The organism is Comamonas sp. A23 (assembly GCF_004522605.1).
GTDB classification, from domain to species: Bacteria; Pseudomonadota; Gammaproteobacteria; order Burkholderiales; family Burkholderiaceae_C; genus Comamonas; species Comamonas thiooxydans.
Genome location: NZ_RSDT01000002.1, coordinates 95,968 through 121,228 on the forward strand (window position 1 = coordinate 95,968; position 25,261 = coordinate 121,228).

The 25,261-nt window shown below is 62.7% G+C and carries 23 protein-coding genes; 13 read left to right on the plus strand and 10 right to left on the minus strand.

Annotated features, from left to right (window positions below; translation table 11 throughout):
* Positions 1-27: 27 nt before the first annotated feature.
* Positions 28-1,314: an EAL and HDOD domain-containing protein gene (locus EIC84_RS04885; protein WP_003064490.1), complete on the plus strand. Its 1,287-nt coding sequence runs from the start codon at positions 28-30 to the stop codon at positions 1,312-1,314.
* Positions 1,315-1,416: 102 nt separating this feature from the next.
* Here EIC84_RS04885 and EIC84_RS04890 read toward each other — a convergent pair whose 3' ends face one another.
* Positions 1,417-2,421 (minus strand): tripartite tricarboxylate transporter substrate binding protein, encoded by a 1,005-nt coding sequence (locus EIC84_RS04890; RefSeq protein ID WP_003064488.1) that lies wholly within the window; start codon positions 2,419-2,421, stop codon positions 1,417-1,419.
* Positions 2,422-2,645: 224 nt separating this feature from the next.
* Between EIC84_RS04890 and EIC84_RS04895 the strand changes: the two genes are divergently transcribed.
* Positions 2,646-3,296 (plus strand): twin-arginine translocation pathway signal, encoded by a 651-nt coding sequence (locus EIC84_RS04895; protein ID WP_003064486.1) that lies wholly within the window; start codon positions 2,646-2,648, stop codon positions 3,294-3,296.
* Positions 3,297-3,304: 8 nt separating this feature from the next.
* Here EIC84_RS04895 and xerD read toward each other — a convergent pair whose 3' ends face one another.
* The gene (gene xerD / locus EIC84_RS04900) at positions 3,305-4,261 is read right to left on the minus strand and encodes a site-specific tyrosine recombinase XerD (RefSeq protein WP_003064484.1); all 957 of its coding nucleotides are present in this window, start codon (positions 4,259-4,261) and stop codon (positions 3,305-3,307) included.
* A 162-nt stretch (positions 4,262-4,423) separates the two neighbouring features.
* Here xerD and EIC84_RS04905 point away from each other — a divergent pair, with 162 nt between their 5' ends.
* Positions 4,424-4,669 (plus strand): hypothetical protein, encoded by a 246-nt coding sequence (locus EIC84_RS04905; protein WP_003064482.1) that lies wholly within the window; start codon positions 4,424-4,426, stop codon positions 4,667-4,669.
* Between the two features lie 69 nt (positions 4,670-4,738).
* On the opposite strand, the gene EIC84_RS26300 is transcribed toward EIC84_RS04905, so the two are convergent.
* The 3 genes from EIC84_RS26300 to EIC84_RS04920 form a co-directional block, all read right to left on the minus strand.
* Positions 4,739-4,912 carry a hypothetical protein gene (locus EIC84_RS26300; protein WP_240701972.1) on the minus strand — a complete coding sequence of 58 codons (174 nt, stop codon included), beginning with the start codon at positions 4,910-4,912 and terminating at the stop codon, positions 4,739-4,741.
* A gap of 443 nt (positions 4,913-5,355) precedes the next feature.
* A complete protein-coding gene (locus EIC84_RS04915) occupies positions 5,356-5,574 on the minus strand; it encodes a DUF4287 domain-containing protein (protein WP_080554123.1) in 219 nt (72 codons plus the stop codon).
* A 268-nt stretch (positions 5,575-5,842) separates the two neighbouring features.
* Positions 5,843-6,823, minus strand: coding sequence for a tripartite tricarboxylate transporter substrate binding protein BugE (locus tag EIC84_RS04920; RefSeq protein WP_034359925.1), 981 nt, complete (start codon positions 6,821-6,823; stop codon positions 5,843-5,845).
* Between the two features lie 235 nt (positions 6,824-7,058).
* Between EIC84_RS04920 and EIC84_RS04925 the strand changes: the two genes are divergently transcribed.
* Positions 7,059-7,967 carry an AEC family transporter gene (locus EIC84_RS04925; RefSeq protein WP_003064473.1) on the plus strand — a complete coding sequence of 303 codons (909 nt, stop codon included), beginning with the start codon at positions 7,059-7,061 and terminating at the stop codon, positions 7,965-7,967.
* A gap of 55 nt (positions 7,968-8,022) precedes the next feature.
* On the opposite strand, the gene queG is transcribed toward EIC84_RS04925, so the two are convergent.
* The gene (queG, locus tag EIC84_RS04930; protein WP_034361846.1) at positions 8,023-9,063 is read right to left on the minus strand and encodes a tRNA epoxyqueuosine(34) reductase QueG; all 1,041 of its coding nucleotides are present in this window, start codon (positions 9,061-9,063) and stop codon (positions 8,023-8,025) included.
* Positions 9,064-9,075: 12 nt separating this feature from the next.
* Between queG and tsaE the strand changes: the two genes are divergently transcribed.
* From tsaE to EIC84_RS04945, 3 genes are all read left to right on the plus strand, one after another.
* Positions 9,076-9,597: a tRNA (adenosine(37)-N6)-threonylcarbamoyltransferase complex ATPase subunit type 1 TsaE gene (tsaE, locus tag EIC84_RS04935; protein WP_003064470.1), complete on the plus strand. Its 522-nt coding sequence runs from the start codon at positions 9,076-9,078 to the stop codon at positions 9,595-9,597.
* The gene (locus EIC84_RS04940) at positions 9,594-11,120 is read left to right on the plus strand and encodes an N-acetylmuramoyl-L-alanine amidase (RefSeq protein ID WP_003064468.1); all 1,527 of its coding nucleotides are present in this window, start codon (positions 9,594-9,596) and stop codon (positions 11,118-11,120) included. The genes tsaE and EIC84_RS04940 overlap by 4 nt, the downstream gene beginning before the upstream one ends.
* A gap of 184 nt (positions 11,121-11,304) precedes the next feature.
* Positions 11,305-11,520 carry a glycine zipper 2TM domain-containing protein gene (locus EIC84_RS04945; protein WP_003064466.1) on the plus strand — a complete coding sequence of 72 codons (216 nt, stop codon included), beginning with the start codon at positions 11,305-11,307 and terminating at the stop codon, positions 11,518-11,520.
* A 106-nt stretch (positions 11,521-11,626) separates the two neighbouring features.
* On the opposite strand, the gene EIC84_RS04950 is transcribed toward EIC84_RS04945, so the two are convergent.
* Positions 11,627-12,280, minus strand: a complete 654-nt coding sequence (locus EIC84_RS04950) for a DedA family protein (RefSeq protein ID WP_003064464.1) — start codon at positions 12,278-12,280, stop codon at positions 11,627-11,629.
* Positions 12,281-12,661: 381 nt separating this feature from the next.
* Between EIC84_RS04950 and EIC84_RS04955 the strand changes: the two genes are divergently transcribed.
* From EIC84_RS04955 to EIC84_RS04965, 3 genes are all read left to right on the plus strand, one after another.
* Complete coding sequence (locus EIC84_RS04955; RefSeq protein ID WP_003064462.1) at positions 12,662-12,910, plus strand: hypothetical protein; 249 nt, start codon at positions 12,662-12,664, stop codon at positions 12,908-12,910.
* 110 nt (positions 12,911-13,020) lie between these two features.
* Positions 13,021-15,258 (plus strand): DNA mismatch repair endonuclease MutL, encoded by a 2,238-nt coding sequence (gene mutL / locus EIC84_RS04960; protein ID WP_003064460.1) that lies wholly within the window; start codon positions 13,021-13,023, stop codon positions 15,256-15,258.
* Positions 15,259-15,357: 99 nt separating this feature from the next.
* On the plus strand, positions 15,358-16,233 hold the full coding sequence (locus tag EIC84_RS04965) for a MurR/RpiR family transcriptional regulator (RefSeq protein ID WP_003064458.1): 876 nt from the start codon (positions 15,358-15,360) through the stop codon (positions 16,231-16,233).
* Positions 16,234-16,332: 99 nt separating this feature from the next.
* On the opposite strand, the gene EIC84_RS04970 is transcribed toward EIC84_RS04965, so the two are convergent.
* Together EIC84_RS04970 and EIC84_RS04975 are read right to left on the minus strand one after the other, a co-directional pair.
* Positions 16,333-17,037, minus strand: coding sequence for an aspartate/glutamate racemase family protein (locus tag EIC84_RS04970; protein ID WP_003064457.1), 705 nt, complete (start codon positions 17,035-17,037; stop codon positions 16,333-16,335).
* Positions 17,034-18,527 (minus strand): MFS transporter, encoded by a 1,494-nt coding sequence (locus tag EIC84_RS04975; protein WP_003064455.1) that lies wholly within the window; start codon positions 18,525-18,527, stop codon positions 17,034-17,036. The genes EIC84_RS04970 and EIC84_RS04975 overlap by 4 nt, the downstream gene beginning before the upstream one ends.
* Positions 18,528-19,052: 525 nt before the next feature.
* Here EIC84_RS04975 and gdhA point away from each other — a divergent pair.
* A complete protein-coding gene (gene gdhA / locus EIC84_RS04980; protein WP_003064453.1) occupies positions 19,053-20,399 on the plus strand; it encodes an NADP-specific glutamate dehydrogenase in 1,347 nt (448 codons plus the stop codon).
* Between the two features lie 104 nt (positions 20,400-20,503).
* Here gdhA and EIC84_RS04985 read toward each other — a convergent pair whose 3' ends face one another.
* Positions 20,504-23,209: an HAD-IC family P-type ATPase gene (locus tag EIC84_RS04985; RefSeq protein ID WP_003064452.1), complete on the minus strand. Its 2,706-nt coding sequence runs from the start codon at positions 23,207-23,209 to the stop codon at positions 20,504-20,506.
* 443 nt (positions 23,210-23,652) lie between these two features.
* Between EIC84_RS04985 and EIC84_RS04990 the strand changes: the two genes are divergently transcribed.
* Together EIC84_RS04990 and EIC84_RS04995 are read left to right on the plus strand one after the other, a co-directional pair.
* Complete coding sequence (locus EIC84_RS04990; RefSeq protein WP_003064449.1) at positions 23,653-24,594, plus strand: tripartite tricarboxylate transporter substrate binding protein; 942 nt, start codon at positions 23,653-23,655, stop codon at positions 24,592-24,594.
* A gap of 148 nt (positions 24,595-24,742) precedes the next feature.
* On the plus strand, positions 24,743-25,180 hold the full coding sequence (locus tag EIC84_RS04995; RefSeq protein WP_003064447.1) for a cupin domain-containing protein: 438 nt from the start codon (positions 24,743-24,745) through the stop codon (positions 25,178-25,180).
* Positions 25,181-25,261 lie beyond the last annotated feature (81 nt).

The following is a 25,261-nucleotide window of genomic DNA, read 5'->3' on the forward strand; positions in this document are numbered from 1 at the left end:
CTGCCCCACACCCAAGCGATAACCGACATGGATACCTCTGACACCAACTCCTCTTCACCGACCGCCAGCCCCGTTGCAGACAGGGACGAGGCCAATATGGCCAGCATTGCGCGTCAGGCAATCGTCGATGAAAAACGGGATGTGTATGGCTACGAGCTGTTTGACCGCTCGGTTGCACATAACGCACACACTGCTGCATCCGATGCGGCGCTGCTGTTCAATGCACTGTCCTACGCCGGTGCCGAGGCCCTGGTGGGCAAAAAGACGGTTTTCATCAACTGCACCCATGACAGCCTGAGCGGCGGCCACCTGGAGCTGATTCACCCCGACCGTGTGGTACTGGAAGTGCCGGCCCTGCCTGCCGATGCCACGCAGGAAAACATCGAAGCCTGCCTGCCCACATTTGCGGCCCTGCGCCAGCGTGGCTTTCGCCTGGCTTTCGACCAGAACCTGCTGCGCCGCAACTATGCGTCATGGCTGCCCATGGCCTCCTTCGTCAAGCTGGACATGCAGAGCTTCGGAATCGAGCATGCCGAAAAGCTGGTGAAGTTTGCCCAGACCTACACACGCGCCCAGATCGTTGCCGAGAAGGTCGAAACGGCCGAGCAGTTCGAGCATATGCGAAGCCTTGGCGTGAAGCTGTTCCAGGGCTACTGGTTCGCCCAGCCCCAGCTTGTGCAGGCGCGTACCATCCGCCCCACGCAGACCACCATCATCCAGCTCATCAACCTGGTGCGCCAGCAGGCCAGCACGGAGGAGATCGAAGAGCTGCTCAAGAAGGACCCCACGCTGTCCTTCAACCTGTTGCGCTTCATCAACAGCTCGGGCTTCGGCCTGTCCTGCGAGATCACCTCCTTCCGCCATGCGGTGATGATTCTGGGCCTCAAGAAGCTGTTCCGCTGGGCGGCCCTGCTGCTGACCACCTCACGCGCCGGCGGCACACCGCCGGCTGTGGGCCAGACGGCCGTGGTGCGCGGCCGCCTGATGGAGCTGCTGACCGCCGAGCTGCTGCCGCCCGAGGAATGCGACCACGCCTTCGTCGTGGGCGTTTTCTCGCTGCTCGATGTGATGCTGAGCCAGCCCATGGCCAAGGCCCTTGAATCCGTGGCCCTGCCCCAGTCCGTGGTTGACGCACTGGTACACAACCAAGGCGTTTTTGCGCCCTTCCTGGATCTGACGCGCGCCTGCGAGTCGGGCGACGAAGCGGCTTTTGCCCGCGCCGCCAATGCGCTGCAGCTGTCCAACCACCAGGTCAACTGGGCCCATCTGCAGGCGCTGAGCTGGGCCGACAACCTGGCCAGTGAAGTGATCTGAGCCAATCCGCTTCGCGACCAGTCAGTGCGCTTGCTGCGCACAACGAAAAAGGGCTTGCGGCCGATGTGACCGCAAGCCCTTTTTCATTCAAGAAAGTCCCGATCAATTGGTCTGGATACCTGCAGCCTTGATGATCTGGGCGTTGGACCTGGACTCGGCTTCGATCTGCTTGGCAAAGTCCGCTGCCTTGCCTCCGGTAGGAACATTGTCCGTGGCCTCCAGGCGCTGACGGATCTCGGGCAGCGCCAGCGCCTTGTTCACCTCGGCATTCAGGCGAGCCAGCACGGGGGCAGGCACACCGGCGGGAGCGAAGATGCCGAAGACCGATGTGGTGTTGGCGTTCTTGTAACCCAGCTCGGCCAGCGTGGGCACCTGGGGCAGCGAGTCCAGACGCGCCGGAGCACCCACGGCCAGGGCCTTGAACTTGCCGGCCTTGATGTGCTGCATCACTGCCGGGCCGGCATTCGTGGACAATACCTCGAACTGTGCACTCAGGCCGTCATTGAGCTGCTGGCCACCGCCCTTGTAAGGCACATGGGTGATCTGAACCTTGCCCTGATCGGCAATCTGCTCGAGCATGATGTGGCCCAGCGAGGCCAGACCGGCCGTGGCCCAGCGCACATCGCCAGGGTGGGCCTTGGCCTGGGTCATCAGCTCGGGAAAGCTCTTGGCAGTCAAGCGAGTCGTTCCCAGCAGCAGCACGGGCGAGTACATCACGCTGACCACGGGAACAATATCCTTGTGCGGATCGAACAGCGGCTTGCCCAGATGGGGGCTCAGCGTCAGCGGGCTGATGGACGAAAAGCCCAGCGTATAGCCATCGGGGTTGGACTTGGCGACCTGATCCAGGCCAATCGCGCCACCCGCACCGGCCTTGTTGTCGATCACCACCGACTGACCCAGCGACTGCGACAGCTTTTCACCCAGTGCACGGGCCACCACATCGCTGACACCACCGGCAGGGTAGGACACCACCAGACGAATGGGACGGCTGGGCCAGCCAGCCGCGTCGGCTTTGTCGGCCGCCTGGACATTCAGGGACAAGGTGGCAGGCAGCACGGCTGCCAGGGCACAGGTCAGCATGCTGCGACGCAGAAAGTTAGTCATCACTCGAAATCCAAAAATCAAGACCTGCATTTTTGACCAAAGTGAATTCCCCGGTTGATTTGGACGACGATTCGTCAATTCATTGGACAGAAAACATCAAAATAAAACTTCAAACATTCAAATAGACCAAAACTCCAACCGACCAACATCTTCATCGACGTGTCGCAATGACGCCCGCAAGGCTTGCCGCTAGACTGCAGCAATCTCCACAAAGAAAGCGCCCCATGGCAGAAAAACAACCTCTATCACGTCGCTCCATCTTGCTGCGAAGCGGTGCTGCGGGCGCTGCACTGGGCGCCATGGCTCTGCCCGCCGCGGCCACACGCAAGGCCTCCCGCACCTGTGTGCTCGATGGCCTGCAACCCGCAGTGCTCACCATCAGCGGCCCCGGCGTGCAGGCCAATCGCGGCAAGCCGCAGGCCGTGGCGGACCGCATGCTGATCATCCATGGCTATCTGTTCGATGCAGCTTGGTCCTGCGGCATGGATGCGCTCAACAGCCTGGAGCAGCAGACGCTCAGGACCACGCTTGAATACGACGAAGCCGAACACAACCTGCAAGGCCCGCTGCTGGAGCAGGTGCTGCAAGCCGCCGGCGTGGATGTAGGCCAGGCCATGGCGCGCGGCCTGCAACTGACTTTGCAGGGCATAGACGGCTATCGCAGCCAGATGCCGCTGGCCCAGGCCGTGCGCTGGCGCATGCTGATCGCCACCCAGCTGGACGGCGTGCCGTTGGCCATGGGCGGCGTGGGCCCGCTCTGGGCCATTTTTGCAGCCCATCAGATTCCGGAGCTCGGCCAGTTGCCCGTCAAGCAGCGCTTTCCTGCCGCCGTCTGGGGGCTGTACCACCTGCAGCTTGGCAGCGCGACAGCCTAGGCAGCGGCTCAGCCGCGCGGGTGATGCTCGGCGTGCAGGGCCTTGAGCCGCTCACGCGCCACATGGGTGTAGATAGTGGTGGTGGAGATATCGGCATGCCCCAGCAGCATCTGCACCACGCGAAGGTCAGCGCCATGGTTGAGCAAATGGGTGGCAAACGCATGGCGCAGCGTATGCGGCGAGAGGGGCGAGTTGATCCCCGCGATCTGCGCGCATTTCTTGACGATGACCCAGAACATCACGCGGCTCATGCCCGCACCGCGCTGGGTCACAAACACCTCCTCGGTCTGCTGCCCTCCCAGAATCGCCGCTCGCGCCTGCTGCAGATAGCGCTCCAGCCAGTGCTGCGCCTCCTGGCCGAACGGCACCAGCCGCTCCTTGCGCCCCTTGCCCGTCACGCGCAGCACGCCCGAGCGCAGGTCCAGTTCATGCATGCGCACGCCCACCAGTTCGCTGACGCGCAGACCGCTGGCATACATGAGCTCCAGCATGGCGCGATCGCGCAAGCCCAGCGGGCTGTCCACATCGGGCGCATCGAGCAGGGCCTCCACCTGCTCCTGGGTCAGGGTCTTGGGCATGCGCGGCGGCTGTTTGGCCGCCAGCATGCGCACCGTGGGGTCGGCAGCGATGCGCTTTTCACGCAGCGCCCAGTGAAAATAGCGACGCAACACCGTCAGCCTACGGTTCGAGGAGGTTGCCTTGGTGCCCTCCACACGGGCCGTGAAATAGCCCTGCAGATCGCCTTCCAGCGCAGCATCCAGCGCCTTGGGCGGCTGCAGCCGCGCCAGCCAGCGCGCAGTCGCCGTCAGGTCACGCCGGTAAGCGGACAGGGTATTGCGCGAAAGCCCGTCCTCCAGCAAGAGGGCATCGATGAACTGATCGAGCGCATGCTGGCTCTGCGGCAAGGGCTGCGGCCAGTCATCGGGAATCTGCGGTTTGCGGGCTTTTTTGGGGGCATCGGACATGGGGCTAGCGTACACGCTGGTGAAGGCAGTGCGTGTTTGACGGCGGACCCATGCGATATGGCGCTACTGGTCAGATCGCGGGCCAGAGGCAATCCATGCTCGAAGTTGGCCGTGGAGTAAGCTCAGGGCGGACAAAATCAGACTGAAGACGGATTCGGAGACATGGGACGAGAGTACAAAATCAAATGTGTCGTACCAGGCAATTACGACCCCACTGCGCTGCTTGGAAGGTTGCCCAACCCGAACAATCCAGAAGTGATGGGCGAGGCTTACAGCTACGCGATAGAGCCGGACGGTTTCTATTTCATCGACCACCTAGCGGATCGTACTGTCGCGGCCTTAGCGTTGCAAAGCCTCCTCGATGAGGCGCTTGGGCTCAACGACACTGTCGAGCTCACCCAGCTTTAGCCCATCCACTTCGCCTGCCGTGGCGCAAACGGCCATGAGCCGCCGCTTGGGCCGACCAGAAACGGGCACTCAATGTTGAAGCCGAGCCACAAGCGACAGCTTGCCGATGTGAGCCGGCTTGAGAGACTGCCTGGATCTCGACCGGCTCTCCAGCTCGCGCCGATATGCACGCAGCATCTGGCGCGGGTAGTGACTGCCGCTGGCGAACAGGCTCTCCTGGTACTTCTGGCGCAGATACCTCATATCGAGATCCGATTTTGTAATCCCGCCTTGGCCCGCTTTGACGCTCGTGACCGCATCTTTGTGCAAGGCACAGAAGCCCCCAGACCATCAGCTGATGCGCCTCGCTCCACGCCTTGGCATGAGCTTGTGCAAACTCCAGCAGCCCGGACAGCTGCGGAAACAGACCGCCACCGCCAGCCACGAGCTTCCCATCTGAAATCGCCATCCGCGATGGCCAGAACCTTAACGCTTCACGCAGCACCCTCTTGAATTTCATGGCTCGGATGGATATGGAAACCTCATGCCATATAGGCGGCAGCGGTACTCAGTCCGCATCAGGCGCTTGCAGTCCATATTGGATTGGCACTCAACGGAACGGTAGACAGGGATGGAAGCCCGGTTTTTCGGCATATACACTGCATGGCCATACGACACGCAAGTGAAGCGGCATCGGCCTGAATCATCTAACAAGCGCCGGGCTGTTCCCTATGGTATGCAACAAGCGCGTTCGCATGTCCATGACCGATGCCGTGCTCGAGCTTGAGATGTGCAACCTGCTCCATATGTTTTTTATCGCGCAGCTCATCGAGAATCTTGAGCCAGTGCGTGACCGGCTTTCCATAGCTCTTCTCGATGGAAGGAAAGTAGGACGCGGGTCCTTTGATCTTTTGTTCACTTGCCATGCACACCTCCGATGACTGGATAAAGGATCTGACGCAAAGCACCCGACAAATCGAGCTCAACGCCTTGGACAATGAGCACATGGATGCTTCTTTGGCTTATTCACCCTCACCTGGCCTTGTTTTTGTGTATCGATTGGCTGCTCAGGGCCGAAATCAGCCCACCTCATCGCCCTGTCCCGGCCCCGGCATATAAAAACAAAGCCCGAATGGCCTCAAAGGCAATTCGGGCTTGCGGTATCCGCTACTGCATCGGCAGCAGATCAACTGCTTAGTCCAGTGTCAGCTTCTGCTTGGCCACGACCTGCTTGTAGGTTTCGAACTCTTCCTTCAGTTCCTTGGCGAATTCCTGAGGAGAGTTGCCCACCACCAGCGAACCGGTGTCTTCGATGCGCTTCTTGACCGCGGGATCCTGCAACACCTTCTTCACGGCGGCATTGATCTTGTCGACCATGGCCTTGTCCATGCCCTTGGGGCCCAGAATGCCGTAGGAAGCCATGCGATTGACCTGGGGCAGACCCACTTCCTTGAAGGTGGGCACATCAGGCAGCACGGCCAGACGCTGGGGAGCTGCCACGGCGATGGCCTTGAGGCGGTTGTCCTTGATGAAGGGCAGCGCCGAAGGCAGGTTGTCCAGAATCATCGGGATCTGGCCGGCAACCGCGTCGTTCAGGGCCGGGCCCGCGCCGCGGTAAGGCACATGGGTCATCTGGATGCCGGTCAGCGACTTGTACAGCTCCATCAGCATGTGCTGGATACCGCCCGTACCGGACGAGCCATAGGAGTACTTGCCGGGATTGGCCTTGAGCTCGGCCTCGAAAGCCTTGTAGTTAGCCGCACCGGGAAACTTGGGGTTCACGGCGATCACATTGGGCGTGGCCGCAATATTGATGATGGGCGTGAAGTCCGTCAGCGGGTTGTAGGGAGTCTTGGGGTTGATGGCCGGATTGGTGGCCATGGTCGACAGGGTGGAAATACCCAGGTTGTAACCGTCGGGCTTCTGGCGCGCGGTTTCCTGCGCACCGATGACGCCGCCGCCACCGCCCTTGTTGTCCACCACCACGGACTGACCCAGTTCCTTGCTCAGCGGCTCGGCGATCACACGCGCAATGATGTCGGTCGTGCCGCCTGCGGCAAAGGGCACCAGCAGCTTGATGGGCTTGGTGGGGTAGTTGGCCTCTGCCAACACACCGGTCGAGAAACCTACAGTTGCCAGAGCCATTGTCAGGCCCACGCACATACGACGATTCATGAAGGGGTCTCCTTATGAGTTCTGAAATTAACGGCTGATGGTACGTGCCGCAAAAAACCCGACACATTCTTGTTTGCCCTGATTTCTCAGTAATTACCCTAGATTCATGCCGTTTCCTTGAACTGCATCAAGCTTGAATACAAGGGTGCAGGTGGCGGCAATAAGTACTACTACATAGAAACTTGGCGACAGCTTTCTCTCAGCAAAGCTATGACCGGCCCTATGCTTACAGGCCGTGAACTATCTAGAACTGCTTTTTCCCGATTTCGCGCTCATCGTGCTGGGCTATGTGCTGTGCCGTTTCACGCCCATCAACCGCAGCATCTGGCAAGCCGTGGAGCAGCTCGTCTACTACCTGCTGTTTCCGGTGCTGCTGTTTCACTCCATCACGCGCAACCCGATCCAGTGGGGCGACGCCAGTCAGTTGCTGGCCGCCGGTGTGTTGGGAGGTCTGCTGGGCATTGCGCTGACCTACAGCCTTCCGCACCTGCCTCTTCTGGGCAGGCGCATCGATGCACGCAGCTATGCGGGAGCCGCGCAAGTGGCGTTTCGCTTCAACTCCTTTATCGCGCTGGCACTGGTTTCGCGCTTGGCGGGTCCTGACGGACTGCTCTATGTCTCGGTGCTGATCGGCGTATCCGTGCCGCTGTTCAATGTGGCCGCCGTCTGGCCCATGACGCGTGGCAGCGACCAGCATTTTGTCGGTCATCTGCTGCGCAATCCGCTGATCATCGCCACCGTCAGCGCCCTGCTGTTCAATGCCGCCGGACTGAAAATTCCGGCCTTGCTGGAAGCCCCCGTGGCACGCATCGGTGCGGCCTCGATCGCACTGGGCCTGATGGCCGCCGGCGCCGGCCTCAAGCTCAGTGCACTGGCCAGCAACAAGCTGCTGGCCAGCGAGTTGCTGCTGATACGCCATGCCATACAGCCGCTGATCGCCTTTGCCATGGTTCAGCTGTTCCACCTCAACCAGCCGCAGGCGATTGCGTTGATGGCGTTCTCCAGCCTACCTACTGCCTCGTCCTGCTATGTGCTGGCTGTGCGCATGGGCTATGAGGGCTCGTTTGTGGCCAGTCTGGTGTCGCTGTCCACGATGCTGGGCGTGCTCAGCCTGCCCTTCGGGCTCTGGCTGATCGGCATTTGAATTTGATAGCTTCTTGCGCTTACGTGATAGCGATAGAGGCCAATTTCACTAAAAATCAGGCGCGCTGCGCCAGCGCCCAGGCCACATGCTCGGCCACCACGGGGTCGGGATGATTGGCCCGGCTCTGCAGCGCGGCCCTGAGTTCGGGCCTGCCGGTTTCGCGCCAGGCATTGCCCAGGGCCACGGCCACATTGCGCAGCCAGCGCGCATGTCCGATGCGGCGAATGGGGCTGCCCTCGGTCACGCGCAAAAACGTGGCTTCATCCCAGGCCAGGAAATGCACCAGCTGAATGCCCGCCAATCCGGCGCGGGCGTCGAAGTCCGGCAAGACGCTGGGATGGGCAAACTTGTTCCAGGGGCAGGCCAGCTGGCAGTCATCGCAGCCATAGATGCGGTTGGCCATCAAGGGCCGCAGTTCCTCGGGAATGCTGCCCGCATGTTCGATGGTCAGATAGGAGATGCAGCGCCGCGCATCGACCTTGTGCGGTGAGATGATGGCGCCCGTGGGGCAGGCATCAATGCAGGACGAGCAGCTGCCGCAGTGCGCCGTGACTGCTGCTGTGGGCTCGAGTGCAAAGTCCACATAGATTTCACCCAGAAAGAACATCGATCCGGCCTCGCGGCTCAGCACCAGGGTGTGCTTGCCGCGCCAGCCTTGGCCGCTGCGGCTGGCCAGCTCGGCCTCCAGCACCGGCGCGGAGTCGGTAAAGGCACGGTGGCCGAACGGGCCTATTTCCTGTGCAATGCGCTCGGCCAGTTTCTGCAGGCGGTTGCGCAGCACCTTGTGATAGTCACGGCCTCTGGCGTAGATGGAGACAACGCCCTCCTCCGGACGCTTGAGCCGATCCCATTCCACGGCCTGCCAGCCGCCCTCGGTCTCGCGCGGCAGATAATCCATGCGCGCGGTGATCACGCTCACCGTGCCGGGAACTAATTCCGCTGGCCGGGCTCGTTTCAAACCATGGGCCTGCATGTAATGCATCTCGCCATGAAACCCTTGCGCCAACCATTGCAGCAAACCGGGTTCTGCCGAGGACAAATCCACGCCCGCCACGCCGATTTGGGAAAATCCCAGCTCGCGAGCCCAGGCTTGCATCAAAGGAACCAATTGACTGCTGCTCAACATACACCCCGAATTGTAGGAAGCGAGCCCACGCCGGCGCTGGCGCAGCGCCAGATACTCTGGCAAAGCGAACAGGAAACCGAGCGCTTCGCCCGGCAACTGGCCGCCCTGCCTCAGCTGCGCAACGCCTATGTGACCCTGCATGGCGACCTGGGTGCGGGCAAGACCACGCTGGTGCGCCACTGGTTGCGCGCCCTGGGCGTGCAGGGCCGTATCAAGAGCCCGACCTATGCCGTGGTGGAGCCGCATGAGGCCGGCGATCTCTCGATCTGGCACTTTGACTTCTACCGCTTCGACGATCCGCGCGAATGGGAAGATGCAGGTTTTCGTGACATTTTTGCCAGCGCCGGACTCAAGCTGGCAGAATGGCCTGAAAAGGCTGCAGCGGTTACACCTGTTGCGGATATAGCTATCCATATCGAAGCAATTGACGATGTGCAGCGACAGGTGACGCTCAAGGCCGGCACCCCCGCAGGCTGCACCGTGCTTGAAGCATTGACGGCATGAGCAAAACAACTTCCTCCACGGCTTTTCTCGATCAGCCCCGACTGGATCTCTCCCCGCCGGGCCCTTCCCGACCGGGCCTCTCCCGCCGCAATCTGCTGCAGGCAGGCTGCGTGGTTCTGCTGCTGGGTCGCCAGCATATTGCGCAGGGCGCGAGCATCGTGGCCGTGCGCGTCTGGCCCGCACCCGACTACTCGCGCGTCACGCTGGAATCCGATATTCCGCTGACGGCCAAGCCGGTCTTCGTGCCCAGCCCGCCGCGCCTGGCCGTCGATATCGAGGGCCTGGATCTGAACCCGGCGCTCAAGGAACTGGTGGCCAAGGTCCGCTCCGACGACCCCAATATCGCCAGCATCCGCGTCGGCCAGTTTGCACCCGGCGTGGTGCGTCTGGTGATCGACCTCAAGCAGGAAGCCAGGCCCCAGGTCTTCACGCTGGCCCCGATTGCTCCCTACAAGCACCGGCTGGTACTGGACCTCTATCCCGCCAAGGCCGTGGATCCGTTGGAAGCCCTGATCAGCGAGCGCCTGCGCGATGCTGGCAGCACGGCCGCCGCGCCGGCACCGCACAACCCTACCATCACGACACCGCCCCCTGTAGCGATTGCGACAGCCCCTCCGGCCGACCCTCTAGGCGATCTGATTGCCCAGCGCAACCAGCGCCCCAGCACTCCAGCACCGGCTCCCGCGGTAATTGCACAGGCTCCGGCACCGGCTCCCGTGCCGCCACCACCGGCTCCCGCGCCACGCCCGACACCGGCCCCAAGGCCTGCACCCAATATTGCCACCTCGCAAAGCACGGACCGCATCATCATCGTGGCACTGGACCCCGGCCATGGCGGCGAAGACCCCGGCGCCACCGGTCCCAGCGGCCTGCGTGAAAAAGACGTGGTGCTCAAGGTCGCCCATCTGCTGCGCGAGCGCATCAACAACTCGCGCATCGGCGGCAGCCCCATGCGCGCCTTCATGACGCGCGATGCCGACTTCTTCGTGCCCCTGGCCACACGCGTGGAAAAAGCCCGCCGTGTCCAGGCCGATCTGTTCATCAGCATACATGCCGATGCCTTCACTACCCCGGCAGCGCGCGGTGCCAGCGTGTTTGCGCTCAGCGAACGCGGCGCCTCGAGCACGGCCGCCCGCTGGCTGGCCAACAAGGAAAATCAGGCCGACCTCGTGGGCGGCCTGAACGTCGGCGGACTGCAGGACCAGCATGTGCAGCGCATGCTGCTGGACATGAGCACCACGGCTCAGATCAAGGACAGCCTCAAACTGGGCACTTCGCTGCTGGGCGAGATCGGCAGCATGGCCAAGCTGCACAAGGCCCGCGTGGAGCAGGCCGGCTTTGCCGTGCTGAAGGCCCCCGACATTCCCAGCGTGCTGGTGGAAACGGCCTTCATCAGCAACCCCGAGGAGGAAGCCAAGCTGGCCTCTGCTGCCTACCGCGAGCAACTGGCCGATGCACTGATGACGGGCATACGCAAGTACTTCGCCCACAATCCGCCCCTGGCGCGCAGCCGATCGGTTTAAGTGCGTGCTTACACAAAACCACCGTGCTGGCTGTCAGCCGACAAGCCGGCTTGATGACAGTCGCCAAGCCTGAATGACACAGGCTTGGCCCTCTCTCCTACCTGAAAGCAAGGGCAAAAGGTTCAAGATCAGGGCATGTTCTTATGAAAGCTGGCCTCTAGGGCAGCTGTACAGGAGAGACCTCATGAAACTGCGAACTCTTGCCATCACCGTGTCTGCAGCCTTCACGCTTGCCATGGCAGGCTGCTCCACTTCGCCCACCAATGCCCAGATCGGCACCGGTGTCGGCGCCGTCGCTGGCGGCGTGGTCGGTGATGCACTGTTTGGTTCCACTTTGGGCACCGTAGGCGGTGCCGCGGCAGGCGCACTGATCGGCAACGAGGTAGGCAAGCGCAAATAAACGCCTCGATGCGATCTGAATGCCAAAAAAGAAGCCCCGGCATGCCGGGGCTTTTTCATGGGTCAGCACTTTTCCGGTCGGGGCAAAGCGCTGGCAAGAGCGCGGATCAGGCGGTCCTGGCCTTTTCGGCCTTGCCGGCGCGCCAGGCACCGAAGATGGCGATCAGACCCGGCACCAGGATCAGACCCCAGATGATTTTTTCAAGATTGTTCTTCACCCATTCCATATTGCCGAAGAAGTAGCCTGCGGCGCTGATGCCCACCACCCAGAGCACTGCCCCCACGACATTGAACAGGCTGAACTTGGCGCGGCTCATATGAGCCACACCGGCCACGAAAGGTGCAAAGGTGCGGATGAAAGGCATGAAGCGCGCAAGAATGATGGTCACGCCGCCATAGCGCTCATAGAAGTTGTGGGCCTGGTCAAAAGCCTTGCGGTTGAACCAGCGCGAGTCCTCCCACTGAAACACCTTGGGGCCCAGGTAGCGGCCTATCGTGTAATTGCTCTGGTCACCCAGGATGGCTGCTGCCAGCAGCACCACCACCGCCAACGGGTAGCTCATGTAGCCGGCTCCGCACAGCGCGCCGACGATGAACATCAGCGAGTCACCGGGCAGGAAAGGCATGACCACCACACCGGTTTCGACAAACACGATGATGAACAGCAGGGCATACACCCAGGGCCCATAGGCCACGACAAAGGCTTCCAGATGCTTGTCGATATGCAGGATGAAGTCGATCAGAAACTGAATGATTTCCAAAACACGGTCCTCAAAAATGGATTGGCATACCGGCGTATGCCGGCCAGTAATGTACTGCGCCCCCAAAGCCCGCAGACGCTCCACCCTTTGCTGTAGTGCCATGTTTTTGAGAGCAAACTCACAGCTGCTTGCAGACTGCAACAAGGCCGGCCTTTTAATGCTGGTTTGTTACAAGTTTTGATAAAACTAAACGTCAACAATACGTCAGCTTGCCATTTCTGCTGGCACAGTAGAGATGTGTCGCCGCAAGCCGTGCATTGCAAATCACGACATCGGCCCCCTGGCCAACAAAGTCCGGCATCTCCAGCCTCCCGCATGTGCAGGAGTGGGTACAGAGACCAGACCGCTTTCCATAACTAGCACGACGAGAGGAATACGAACATGAAGACATTCACAATGCGCTATGGCAAGGCCCTGACTCTGGCAGCCGCACTGACCGGCGCCCTGGCACTGGGCGGCTGCGCCCATGGCCCCAGCCGTCAGCAAGTCGGTATCGGCGCAGGTGCCGTGGCCGGCGGTGCAGTGGGCAACGTGCTGTTTGGCGGCCCCGTGGGCACCATCGGCGGTGCTGCCGCCGGTGCGCTGATCGGTAACGAACTGACCAAGGGCGGCTACCGCCACCGCCACTAAGCCCTGCGCCCACGGACTGAACAAAGAGCTGCCAGAAATATTCCGGCGGCTCTTTGTGTTTTCGCCCTTCAAAAAACTCACTTCCCGGCCGGTTTGTACAGCCGCCTAGAATGGTTGCCGTGAACGCAACCAGCCCCGAACTCTCCCCCTCCCCTACCGAAACCGCCGACCAGGCTGCCCCCGTGCGCCGGCCGATTCGCGACCTGCCCGACGAGCTGATCAGCCAGATCGCTGCCGGCGAGGTGGTCGAGCGCCCCGCCTCCGTAGTGCGCGAACTGGTGGACAACGCACTGGACTCGGGCGCAGCCCAGATCACCGTGCGCCTGCTGGCCGGCGGCGTGCGCCTGATCGCGGTGGAAGACGACGGCTGCGGCATCCCGCGCGACGAGCTGCCCGTGGCCCTGCGCCGCCATGCCACCAGCAAGATCAGCGATCTGCATGATCTGGAAACCGTGGCCACCATGGGCTTTCGCGGCGAGGCACTGGCCGCCATTGCCTCGGTATCGGAAACCTCCATCTTCTCGCGCCCCGCAGGTCAGGACTCGGCCTATCTGCTGGATGCACGCAGCGGCGAGCTGCGCCCCGCCGCACGCAACCAGGGCACGACCGTAGAGGTCAAGGAGTTGTTCTTCTCCACGCCCGCGCGTCGCAAATTCCTCAAGACCGATGCCACCGAGCTCGCGCATTGCATAGAGTCCGTGCGTCGCCATGCGCTGGCTCGCCCCGATGTGGGCTTTGCCATCTGGCATGAAGGCAAGCTCGTCGAGCAATGGCGCGCTGCCGGCAGCACGCCCGACGAAGCCTTGTCGCGCCGCCTGGCCGATGTGCTGAACGACAAATTTGTCGACAACTCGGTCGCCGTCGATCACTGGGCCGGCCCCGTCCATGTCACGGGCCGCGCCGGCATCCCGGACGCGGCGCGCTCGCGTCCCGACCAGCAGTTCTGCTATGTCAATGGCCGCTTTGTGCGCGACAAGGTATTGACACATGCGGCCCGTGCAGCCTACGAGGACGTGCTGCACGGCAACAAGCAGCCGGTCTACGCGCTCTACATAGAGATCGACCCCGCGCGTGTGGATGTGAACGTGCACCCCACCAAGATCGAGGTACGTTTTCGCGACAGCCGCGAAGTCCACCAGGCGGTGCGCCACGCGATAGAGAACGCGCTGGCCACGCCGCGCGCCGCGGCCGTGGTCGAGGCGGCGGCCCAGGAAGCCGCACGCCAGCCCGGCCTGATCGACGACAGCACTGCCACGCCTGTCGCGGCCAAGGCCGCGACCAAGCCCGCCGCAGCCCCGGCCTGGCCGCAAACCCGCATGAGCTTTGGCGAACCCGCCATCGGCAACCCCGTGCGCGATATGGCCAAGCTCTGGGAGCCCATGCGTGAAGCCACTGCGGAAGCCGCACCCGCGCCCCAGATGGCGACTGCGGCACCAGCCCCAGCGAACGCCACGCCCGCGACGCCTGAATCGGCCACCGGCGCGACCACGATCACCAACACCACGGCCATGCCAAGCCCCGTGCCTCAGCCCGAGGACGAAGGCATCAGGCTGCGCCCTTCGGGCCAGTCCAGCTACTTTCAGCGAAAAGCGCCTGCACCCCAGATGCAGGAAGCACCAGCCGCTACGGAGATCGTTGCCAATGCTGCAGCTGCAGCCCCGGTCGAACCTACTGCTGCCACGCACACTGCCGAACATGCCGCAGCGCCAGCAGCGCAACCACCCGTAACGGCTGCGGCAGACAACACCCCCGTCTGGCCGCTGGGCCGGGCCGTGGCCCAGCTGCATGGCGTCTATATCCTGGCCGAGAACAGCCAGGGCATGGTCATCGTGGACATGCATGCCGCCCATGAGCGCATCGTCTACGAGCAGCTCAAGAATGCCGTGAATACGGAAAATGGCGACCAGCAGATTCCCAGCCAGCCGCTGCTGATTCCCGCCACCTTTGCCGCCACGCCCGAGGAAGTCGCCACGGCCGAGGCCCATGCAGAGACCTTGCTGACCCTGGGCATGGAAGTCTCGCCCTTCTCGCCCAAGACCCTGGCCGTGCGCGCCGTGCCGGCCACGCTGGCCCAGGGCGATGCCGTGGAGCTGGCGCGCAGCGTGCTGGCCGAACTGGCCCAGCATGACGCAAGCACCGTGGTGCAGCGCGCGCGCAACGAGATTCTGGCCACCATGGCCTGCCACGGCGCGGTGCGCGCCAACCGCAAGCTCACGCTGGACGAGATGAATGCGCTGCTGCGCCAGATGGAGGTGACCGAGCGCTCCGACCAGTGCAACCATGGCCGCCCCACCTGGCGCCAGCTCAGCATGAAGGAGCTGGATGCGCTGTTTCTACGCGGGCGCTGACGGCAGCTCGGCAATGGCCGCCAAATAGCCGCTACATTGCCAATATCGACAAAAAACAGCGGGCCGGCAGATCAGCGGGCCCGCCTGCCATCCGCCGTCATGAACCCCAGTCCCTCCACCCCGGAACCCGCCGAAGCCCACTCCTTCATCGCCCGCGTGCGTGCGGCCCTGCCGCAGCTGCCGCCCTCGGAGCGGCGGCTGGCTGAATTCCTGCTGGATTTTCCCGGCAATCTCTCGAGCTATGCGGCGGCCGAGATGGCCAAGCTCACGGGGGTCTCGAATGCCACGGTCACACGCTTCATACAGCGGCTGGGCTATGAGGGCTACGAGGATGCACGCCGCCATGCCCGCGCCCAGGGCGATAACGGCTCACCACTGTTTCTGGCTGCCGCATCGGCCCAGGGCCGGCCCACGGCAGATGTGATTGCCACCCATCTGCGCCAGGCCTCAGAGAATCTGGCTGTCACCATAGGACAGATCTCGGCACAGCAGCTGGAGGACATCGCCCTGGCCCTGATCGGCGCGCGCCAGCTGTTCTTTGTCGGCTATCGCCAGAACCGCAACTTTGCCGCCTATCTGCGCTGGCAGCTGCTGCAGGCACTGGAGATGCCCAGCCAGGTCATCCCCGGCGCCGGCGAGACCCTGGGCGAATACGCGGCCCAGATCGGCGAAAACGATGTTGTGGTGATCTTTGCCCTGCGCCGCAGCGTGCGCGTGGTCAGCGAGTTCGCGCGCCAGGCCAGGCTGCTGGGTGCCCGCCTGATCTGCATCACCGACCATGCCAGCCCGGCCCCCGAGGCGGACTGGCTGCTGCGCGTGCAGACCTCGGCCCCGGGACCGCTGGACAATCACACGGCGCTTTTCATGCTCTGCCACCTGATTGCCACGGCTACCTTGCAGCAAAGCGGCCAGCCGGGTCGCAGACATATGGCGGCCATCGAGACCAGCCACGATGCGCTGGACGAGATGCTATGAAATCAAAAGCTTGTTGCGCTTGTTATTCATAGACTTCAGATATTTTTCAATCTGAAAAACATGAATGACTGGCGGTATAAGCTCTTGAATCAATAGCAATCAGCTAGCGACGGCGAACGACAGGCCGGCCAGCGCCGCCTGCATCGCGGCCACCACGGGCGACAGCACCGGCACCTCAAAGCGCGGCGCCAGCCACAGCGCGGCTTCGGACAACGGGCCGCCGCCGATCACCACGGCCTGCGCGCCATCGCGCTGCACGCATTGGGCCACGGCATCGCCCAGGCGCTCGCACTGCAAGGCCGGATCTGCAGCCAGCACCAGCGGTTCGCCCTGGGCAATGCGGGTGCCGCAGAACCAGGGCGTCAGGCCCAGCGCCTCGACCGAGGCGGCAATCGAAGCCTCCAGCCCCGGCGTGGTCGTCGCAATGCCAAAGCAGCGCGGGCGGCCCTGCTCATCTCTAGCGGCCTGCAGCATGGCGGCTTCGCCTATGCCGAAGGCGGCAACCCGCTCCGGCAGGGCCGCACGCAGCAGCTCCAGCCCCGGATTGCCGAAGGCGGCCACGATGATGGCCCGGCCAGCCTGGCTGTCATCGCCCTGGGCAAAGCCCAGGCCCAGCCGCAGCACCTCCTGCTCGGCAATCTTCAGTCCCGCCTCGTCGGTAATCATGGCCGCTCCCCGCTCGGCCGTCGCGCCGTGCAGCAGCACGCCGGGCGGCAGACAGGCCCGCGCCTGTCTGAGCATCAGCGCCGTGGTCTGCTGCGAGGTATTGGGGTTGACCAGCAGAATATGCATGCCAGCCTTCATACCGTGCGCTCCTGGCCAGCAGCGACCACGCCTGCAGCGGCAGACTCCTGCTTGACATGGGATTCGCCGCCCGCGCCTTCCTCGATGGAGCGGCCAAAGGTCTCGGGGGCAAACTGAACGGCAATCGCAAAGATGAAATACATGGCCGCGATCATGCCGAACATTCCGGAGACGCCGTGCAGGTCGAACATCTTGCCCGCCAGCACCTGGGACATGGCGCCGCCAATCGTGCCCAGCGCCAGCAGGAAGGAGGTTCCCAGCGCCCGGATGCGCGTGGGGTAGAGCTCGGGCGCAAAGATCCAGATGGAGGTGTTGAGCGTCAGCACGCAGAACTGGAACAACGCACCGCAGACCAGGATCATGGCCACGCTATCGGTGAAGTTGCCGAACGCCAGCCCCGCCAGACAGGCGGCAATCGACCCTACCGTCAGCACCCGCTTGCGCGGAAAGTAATAGCCCATGGTCGATGCCGCGATCGCCCCAAGCAGACTGCCCATCTGCATGACGATGGTGAAGCTGAAGCTCTTGGTGATGGAATAGCCCTGGGCTACCAGAATCGTCGGCATCAGCGTGAGCACCGAGAGCTGCGCGCCAAACGTCATCCACGAAGCCACGCCCACGGCAATCGTGCGCCGCCCATAGCCGCCCCTGAAGATGTCGGTGAAGGAGCTGCGCTGCACGGTCTGAGCGGCAGCCGTCTGCGCCTGGGTGCTGCCTGGGGTGATGAACTCGCGCAGCTCGTACTGCGCATTGGCCAGCTTGCCGGCCGCCAGCATGCTCAGCACCTGATTGGCTTCCTCGACCCGTCCCTTGGAGAGCAGAAAGCGCGGCGTCTCCGGCACGAAGCGGCGGTAGAACACGATGAAGATGGCCGGCATGACCAGGCAACCGAACAGCCAGCGCCAGGAATCATCACCCGGGAACAGCGTGAACACGCCCAGCGCAAATGCCGGCGCCAGCATATTGCCCAGACCGCCGCCGCCCACATTGATGAGACCGACTGCCGTGCCGCGAAAGCGGGCCGAGCAGAACTCCGCCAGCATGGTCACGGCCGTGGTGATTTCTCCACCCAGACCAAAGCCCACGATGGCACGCGCCACGGCCAGGAAAGCGTAATCGGGTGCCAGTGCGCAGCCGACGGCCCCCAGCGTGAACAGCGCCAGGTTCACATTGAGCATGAAGCGCCGTCCCATGCGATCGGCCAGGTAGCCCGAAAGCAGGCGCCCCATGGCCGCAGCAAAGAAAGTGATGGTGTTGAGAAAGGCAATGTCCGTCGCATCCAGCCCCCATTGCTGGCGCAGCAGGGGGCCGACCAGGCCGACCGCGTTCTGTTCGAACACATCGAAGAGCACGCCGCAGACCACCAGAAAGATGATGCTTTTGTGCGAGCGCGTCACGCCGATCTGGTTGAGCGCATTTTCCAGTTGCTGCATCTGCGCCGCACTGGCTTTGCCTGACGCCGAGGGCGTCACGGGGATCTCACCTGCCATATCCACCTCCTGTGTGCTGATGACCGCCCAGGCGCTGGGCCGGTAATCCGAGTTTGAAATTAATTTTTCATATTTAAATTTATGAAAACATTTTTTCAAATCCATGTTTACCCAGCCCCGATGCTTGGTGAAAGAGGCCATCCCCAGGCTCATGTGACTGCCGTGATGAAAAAACAATTTCACAACTGCAGATTCCGTGCCTGAAATCACATGCACCACAGTGGTGCTAACACAGATAAGACAGGGCGAACGCATGAGGCCGGCCGTCACGCAACGAAAACACTTGTGCGACAGGCCGCAAAAATGTTTTTACGACACCGGAATGAAAAATCCTTTACTTCAAATGCACCATCCAAGTGCCTGAAAACTAAGAATAAATACAACAGCAATGTTCCAAATTCGGGCATGAGCGCACCAGAATTGCGCTCTCATGCACCGAATCCATGCATGACGGCATAACTTTTTGGCATAATTTTGGTTTCGCGAGTTTCAGCGCATTCCTCTGTCCCTGTCAGAAAGTTCTCTATGAAGTACGAGTCCGTAGGCCAATTCCTGGAAGAAGTGGCACAACGCAACCCCGGTCAGCCCGAATTCCTGCAAGCCGTCACCGAAGTGATGGAAAGCCTGTGGCCCTTCATCGAGAAGAATCCCAAGTACGCCGAGCACGCCCTGCTGGAGCGCCTGGTCGAGCCCGAGCGCATCATCCAGTTCCGCGTGAGCTGGACTGACGACAAGGGCCAGGTGCAGGTGAACCGCGGCTTCCGCATCCAGCACAGCATGGCCATCGGCCCCTTCAAGGGCGGTCTGCGCTTCCACCCCTCGGTCAACCAGTCCGTGCTGAAGTTCCTGGCTTTCGAGCAGACCTTCAAGAACGCACTGACCACGCTGCCCATGGGCGGCGGCAAGGGCGGCTCCGACTTCGACCCCAAGGGCAAGAGCCCTGCCGAAGTCATGCGCTTCTGCCAGGCTTTCGTGTCCGAGCTGTTCCGCCACGTGGGTCCCGACACCGATGTGCCCGCAGGCGACATCGGCGTGGGCGGCCGTGAAGTGGGCTACATGGCCGGCATGTACAAGAAGCTGTCGAACACTGCGGCTTCCGTGTTCACCGGCAAGGGCCTGTCCTTCGGCGGCTCGCTGATCCGCCCCGAAGCCACCGGCTACGGCACCGTCTACTTCGCCCGTGAAATGCTGGCCACTCGCGGCCAGTCCTTTGAAGGCAAGACCGTGTCCGTGTCCGGTTCGGGCAACGTGGCTCAGTACGCCGTGGAAAAGGCCATGGAACTGGGCGCCAAGGTCGTGACCGTGTCCGACTCCTCGGGCACCGTGTACGACGCTGCAGGTTTCACCACCGAAAAGCTGGCCATCCTGATGGACGTGAAGAACCACAAGTACGGCCGCGTCAGCGACTACGCCAAGCTGGTTTCCGGCGTGGAATTCCTGGCCGGCAAGAGCCCCTGGTCCATCAAGGTGGACGTGGCCCTGCCTTGCGCCACTCAGAATGAACTGAACGAAGCCGATGCCAAGACCCTGATCGCCAACGGCGTGCTGTGCGTGGCTGAAGGCGCCAACATGCCCTCCACCAACGAAGCCGCCCGCGCCTTCGAAGCTGCCGGCGTGCTGTACGCCCCCGGCAAGGCATCCAACGCCGGTGGCGTGGCCACTTCGGGTCTGGAAATGTCGCAAAACTCGGCCCGCCTGTCCTGGCCCGCTGAGGAAGTGGACGCCCGTCTGCTGCAAATCATGCAAAGCATCCACGCTGCTTGCGTGAAGCACGGCAAGCGCGAAGACGGCACCATCAGCTACATCGACGGCGCCAACATCGCCGGCTTTGTGAAGGTGGCCGACGCCATGCTGGCACAAGGCGTGATCTGAGCATCAGGCGCTCGTCACTCGCAAGAAAGGCCCTTCGGGGCCTTTTTTCATGCCCTCGGCCAGGTGATGAAACGGCTGCTTGAATGCCTTGCGTGCACAGCGCTCTAGGCCCGCACGCCCAGCCTCATCCAGCGTATCAAGAGCTTCTCGACCTCCAGCAACAGCAGCAGGGCAACACCCAGCCCTATCGCCAGCAATCCGGCCGCCAGGTCGACAGGACGGCTGTCGAACAGCGCCTGCATGGGCGGGGTGTAGGTGAACAGCAGTTGCACCAGGGTGACGCCGGCCACGCCCAGCAGCACTGCCGGGGTGCCCAGGACGCCGCGCAGGCTCAGCGAGGTTCCCTGCGTGTAGCGCACGCTGAACAGATAGAAGATCTCCATGATCACCAGCGCATTGACCACGATGGTGCGAGCCAGTTCGACCGAGTCACCGCGGCGTAGCGACCACTCGAACATGCCGAAGCAACCCAGCGCGAACAGCACCGAGACCAGGGCGACGCGCCACAGCAGATAGGGCTGCAGCAGTTGCTCGTCCGGCGAGCGCGGCTTGCGCTGCATCAGCGTGGGCTCGGGCGGCTCGAAGGCCAGCGTCAGGCCCAGGGCCACGGCGGTGACCAGATTGACCCAGAGAATCTGCACCGGAGTGACGGGCAGGGACAGGCCCAGCAGAATCGCCGCGACGATGACAATCGCCTGACCGCCGTTGGTCGGCAAGGTCCAGGCAATGACCTTGCGCAGGTTTTCGTAGACGGTGCGCCCTTCCTTGACGGCGGCGACGATGGTGGCGAAGTTGTCGTCGGCCAGCACCATGCCCGCGGCCTCCTTGGCGGCAGCCGTGCCGGTGATGCCCATGGCCACACCGATGTCGGCACGCTTGAGTGCCGGTGCGTCGTTGACGCCGTCACCGGTCATGGCGATGACGCTGCGATCTGCCTGCAGGGCCTGCACCAGGCGCAGCTTGTGTTCCGGACTGGTACGGGCAAATACCGTGGAGGCTCTGGCCACGTCGATCAGCTGGGCATCGTTGAGCCCGTCCAGCTCATGGCCTGAAGTGACTCGGATGGTGTCGGCCAGCGCCAGTTCCCTAGCGATGGCGGCTGCGGTGGCAGCATGGTCGCCGGTGATCATCTTCACGGCAATGCCGGCGCTGCGGCATTCGCGCACGGCCTCCTTTGCCGATTCTCGCGGCGGATCTATCATGCCCAGCACGCCAAGCAGGGTCAGGTCCCTGACGTCGGCCATGTCCACCCTGTCCTTGGCATCCTCGGGTGCGAAGCTGGCCAGACCCAGCACGCGATAGCCTTTGGCCGCCAGGGCATCGACCTGCTCCAGCCAATAGGCTGCATCCAGCGCCTGCACGCCTTCAGCGCCCTGCTGGTCGCGGCACATGGCAAGAACCTGCTCCGGAGCCCCTTTGACGAAAACCACGGCTGGAGCATCAACTGGGCAGTGCAGTGTGGCCATGTAGCGGTGGACGGCATCAAAGGGAACTTCGTCGAGTCGGCGCCAGTCCTGACGCAGGCGCTCCACATCCAGACCGGCGCGTGTGGCCAGGGTCACCAGCGCGCCTTCCATGGGATCGCCTTCGACTGTCCAGGCCGTACCTTCGGCATGTCTTACATGGGCGTCGTTGCAAAGTGCCGCGCCCGTGGCGAAGTGCAGCAGCTGCGGATGCAGCGCAGGCTCGATCTCCTCGCCCGCCAGGGTGAAACGCCCCTGGGGCGCATAGCCCTCGCCTTCTATGTCGAAGCGGGAACCGGGCAGCACCACGGCGCGCACGCTCATTTCGTTGCGTGTCAATGTGCCGGTCTTGTCGGAGCAGATGACCGAGACGGCGCCCAGTGTTTCAACCGCCGGCAGACTGCGCACGATGGCATAGCGTGCGGCCATGCGCTGCACGCCAATGGCCAGCGCTATGGTCATGACCACGGGCAGGCCTTCGGGGATGGCCGATACGGCAATGCCCACCACAGCGATAAAGGCGTCGGCTATGTCGTAGTCGCGCACCCACAGCGCAAAGCAGAACATCAGCGCGGACAGGCTCAGTATGGTGATGGTGAGCTGGCGCGCGAAACGGTCCATCAGCCGCGTCAGCGGGGTGGCCAGTGTCTGCACCGAGCCCAGCATGGTGCTGATCAGGCCCAGCTCGGTACGCGGGCCCGTGGCCACCACCACGCCCAGGCCTTGCCCCGCGGCAACCAGGGTGCCGGAGTAGGCCATGGAAAAGCGGTCGCCGAGAGCGGCATCGACAGCCACCGGATCGGCCGACTTGTCGACGGCCACCGATTCCCCGGTCAGCATGGCCTCGTCCAGCTTCAGGCTGCTGGCGCGCAGCAGGCGCAGATCGGCCGGGACGCGATCGCCAGCCTCAAGCAGCACGCAGTCGCCGGCGACAAGTTCCTCGGCCGGCACCGCCATGCGCAAGCCATCGCGCAGCACATTGGCGCGACTGGAAACCATGGCCTTCACAGCGTCCAGTGCCTTCTCGGCACGGCCTTCCTGCACGAATCCGAAGACCGCATTGATCAGCACCACCGCGAGGATGACCCCCGTATCAACCCAATGCTGCAGCAAGGCGGTGACCACGGCCGAGCCCAGCAGCACATAGATCAGCAAATTGTTGAACTGCGACAGAAAGCGCGCCAGCATGCTGCGCGAAGCGGCAGCAGGCAGGGCATTGGGCCCTTGCTGCTGCAAGCGCTCGCGGGCCTCTCCAGAGCTCAGCCCGGCGGCAGTCGATTGCAATTGAGCGAGTACGGTATCGGTAGCCAACGCGTGCCAGGCGGCAACGCGGTTCTGTTCCTGCATCTGAGACTCCCTGACGATTCAACTGAAACGCTTGTGAGCCGGATCTGTGCCCGGTTGGCTGGCTGCCGCGGAGAACGCGCCGTTGCATGGTATGCGCTGGGCAGGCCTTGCCACTGACTATAAGCAGGAATATCGATCATTGATTGACTGCAACGGGCTGATTGCCCCCGCCAGCCAACACTGCAGCGAAATCGGACTTTCAAGCTCGGCAGTGCGCCCTGCAGCTGGTTCAGCCAGCCGTACCGGCGCGAGGCACCGGCTAAAAATCATATGAAGCACTGGTTTTCATGGATTCCTATTCACATTAAATCTCATGACAATCAATTAAATTTTGTTGAGCAATTCAACACAAATCACTGAATCAACCTTCACCACAAATAATTGTGGAACTTATGAATCCAGACCGCGCCACTCTTTCCCGCCGACTTTGCATTGCCTGTGCCATGACCAGCCTGTTCGCAGGCGCGGTGCAGGCACAGGATGTCTATCCCAGCAAGCCCATCCGCATCGTGATTGGCTATGCCCCGGGCGGCTCTGTCGACATGGTCGGCCGCGTGGTCGGGGACATACTGGCCAGGCAGTTGAACGCTACCGTCGTGGTGGAGAACGTGCCGGGTGCCGCAGGCGTGGTGGGTGCGCAGCGCGTGGTCTCGGCCAAGCCCGACGGCTACACCTTGCTGGCCAGCTCCAGCAACGAAATGGCGGGCACCAAGTTTGTGAATGCCGCGCAGAAGTACGATCCGGCTGTGGATCTGACCCCGGTGAGCCTGACCGCCCAGGCCCCCAATCTGTGGGTGGCCGGTGCGCATGTTCCTGTCAAAACCGTGGATGACTTCGTCAAACTGGCCAAGGCCAACCCTGGCAAATACAGCTACGGCAGCCCCGGCATTGGCTCGACGCCGCATTTTTCGGGAGAGCTGATCAAGAAGACTGCGGGTGTCTACCTGGTTCACATCCCCTACAAGGGCTCTCCCGCCATGACCAGCGATCTGGGCGGCGGCAACCTGGACTTCGCCATCCTCTCGCCAACCGCTGCCGCCCCGCTGGCGCAGTCCGGAAAGATCCGGATTCTGGGCGCCACCACGGCCACCCGCATCGCCACGCTCAAGGAGGTGCCGGCGCTGGCAGAACACCCCGCGCTCAAGGGCTATGCCCTGAGCGGCTGGTTTGCTTTGGCTGCCCCCAAGGGCCTGCCTCCGGAAGTGCTGGCCAAGCTGCAAAAAGCGATACAGACAGGTCTCGCCGATCCGGCCATCCGCCAGAAGCTGGAAGCAGCGGGAACCCCGCCCGCCAAGGGCAATGAAAGCCTTGCTCAGGTGATGCGCACCGACATGGACAAATACGCCGAGCTGGTGAAGTTCGCCCGGATCACGGCCGACAACTAAGGCAGCGGCCTGCAGCGCCATATCTCTCCTGCCCGCAGGGCCGCCCGGTGGTGTTCTCCGCGCCCCTGTGACTAGGGCTGCCCCCATGGCATGCCCGCGCTCCTTCCCGGTACAAGTGACAGGTTTCACACATCCGGAGGGATATCTGATGATCTTGATTCGCCGCGCCAGCTTTTCGACCCTGCTTTGCGGCAGCGCCTTCATGCTGTTCAGCCAGAATGCCCTGGCTCAGGCCGCATCACCCCAGCCGGGTGCGGCCCAAACCGGAGGCCTGTCCCGGACCATGGTCGGCAAGGCCGATGTTTCGGTACCAGGTCGCGAAGCCGTGGTGGCCAAGGTGGAGGTCGCCCCAGGCTCGCGCGCGGGCCGCCACACCCACCCTGGCGACGAGATCAGCTATATCAGCGAGGGCGAGGTCGATCTGCTGATCGACGGCCAGCCGCCGCGCACGCTCAAGGCCGGCGAAACCTTTGTCGTTCCCGCAGGTGTGATTCATGATGCACACAATGCCAGCAGTGGCACGGTCAAGCTGATTGGCGTGTATGTCGTGGAGAAGGGCAAGCCTCTGGCCACGCCAGCCCCTTGAGCAGCACACGGCTTCGACCGACCAAGACAAGGCCGCAGTCCATCGCTGCGGCCTTTGTTCCTTGCTCGGCTCTTCTTCTGT

Excerpts from the sequence above, each read along its gene's own strand:
- EIC84_RS04885 (WP_003064490.1), top strand. The coding sequence starts at position 28 with ATGGATACCTCTGACACCAACTCCTCTTCACCGACCGCCAGCCCCGTT.
- EIC84_RS04890 (WP_003064488.1), bottom strand. The coding sequence starts at position 2,421 with ATGACTAACTTTCTGCGTCGCAGCATGCTGACCTGTGCCCTGGCAGCC.
- EIC84_RS04895 (WP_003064486.1), top strand. The coding sequence starts at position 2,646 with ATGGCAGAAAAACAACCTCTATCACGTCGCTCCATCTTGCTGCGAAGC.
- xerD (WP_003064484.1), bottom strand. The coding sequence starts at position 4,261 with ATGTCCGATGCCCCCAAAAAAGCCCGCAAACCGCAGATTCCCGATGAC.
- EIC84_RS04905 (WP_003064482.1), top strand. The coding sequence starts at position 4,424 with ATGGGACGAGAGTACAAAATCAAATGTGTCGTACCAGGCAATTACGAC.
- EIC84_RS26300 (WP_240701972.1), bottom strand. The coding sequence starts at position 4,912 with ATGAGGTATCTGCGCCAGAAGTACCAGGAGAGCCTGTTCGCCAGCGGC.
- EIC84_RS04915 (WP_080554123.1), bottom strand. The coding sequence starts at position 5,574 with ATGGCAAGTGAACAAAAGATCAAAGGACCCGCGTCCTACTTTCCTTCC.
- EIC84_RS04920 (WP_034359925.1), bottom strand. The coding sequence starts at position 6,823 with ATGAATCGTCGTATGTGCGTGGGCCTGACAATGGCTCTGGCAACTGTA.
- queG (WP_034361846.1), bottom strand. The coding sequence starts at position 9,063 with ATGCAAGCCTGGGCTCGCGAGCTGGGATTTTCCCAAATCGGCGTGGCG.
- EIC84_RS04940 (WP_003064468.1), top strand. The coding sequence starts at position 9,594 with ATGAGCAAAACAACTTCCTCCACGGCTTTTCTCGATCAGCCCCGACTG.
- EIC84_RS04945 (WP_003064466.1), top strand. The coding sequence starts at position 11,305 with ATGAAACTGCGAACTCTTGCCATCACCGTGTCTGCAGCCTTCACGCTT.
- EIC84_RS04955 (WP_003064462.1), top strand. The coding sequence starts at position 12,662 with ATGAAGACATTCACAATGCGCTATGGCAAGGCCCTGACTCTGGCAGCC.
- mutL (WP_003064460.1), top strand. The coding sequence starts at position 13,021 with ATGGTTGCCGTGAACGCAACCAGCCCCGAACTCTCCCCCTCCCCTACC.
- EIC84_RS04965 (WP_003064458.1), top strand. The coding sequence starts at position 15,358 with ATGAACCCCAGTCCCTCCACCCCGGAACCCGCCGAAGCCCACTCCTTC.
- EIC84_RS04970 (WP_003064457.1), bottom strand. The coding sequence starts at position 17,037 with ATGAAGGCTGGCATGCATATTCTGCTGGTCAACCCCAATACCTCGCAG.
- EIC84_RS04975 (WP_003064455.1), bottom strand. The coding sequence starts at position 18,527 with ATGGCAGGTGAGATCCCCGTGACGCCCTCGGCGTCAGGCAAAGCCAGT.
- gdhA (WP_003064453.1), top strand. The coding sequence starts at position 19,053 with ATGAAGTACGAGTCCGTAGGCCAATTCCTGGAAGAAGTGGCACAACGC.
- EIC84_RS04985 (WP_003064452.1), bottom strand. The coding sequence starts at position 23,209 with ATGCAGGAACAGAACCGCGTTGCCGCCTGGCACGCGTTGGCTACCGAT.
- EIC84_RS04990 (WP_003064449.1), top strand. The coding sequence starts at position 23,653 with ATGACCAGCCTGTTCGCAGGCGCGGTGCAGGCACAGGATGTCTATCCC.
- EIC84_RS04995 (WP_003064447.1), top strand. The coding sequence starts at position 24,743 with ATGATCTTGATTCGCCGCGCCAGCTTTTCGACCCTGCTTTGCGGCAGC.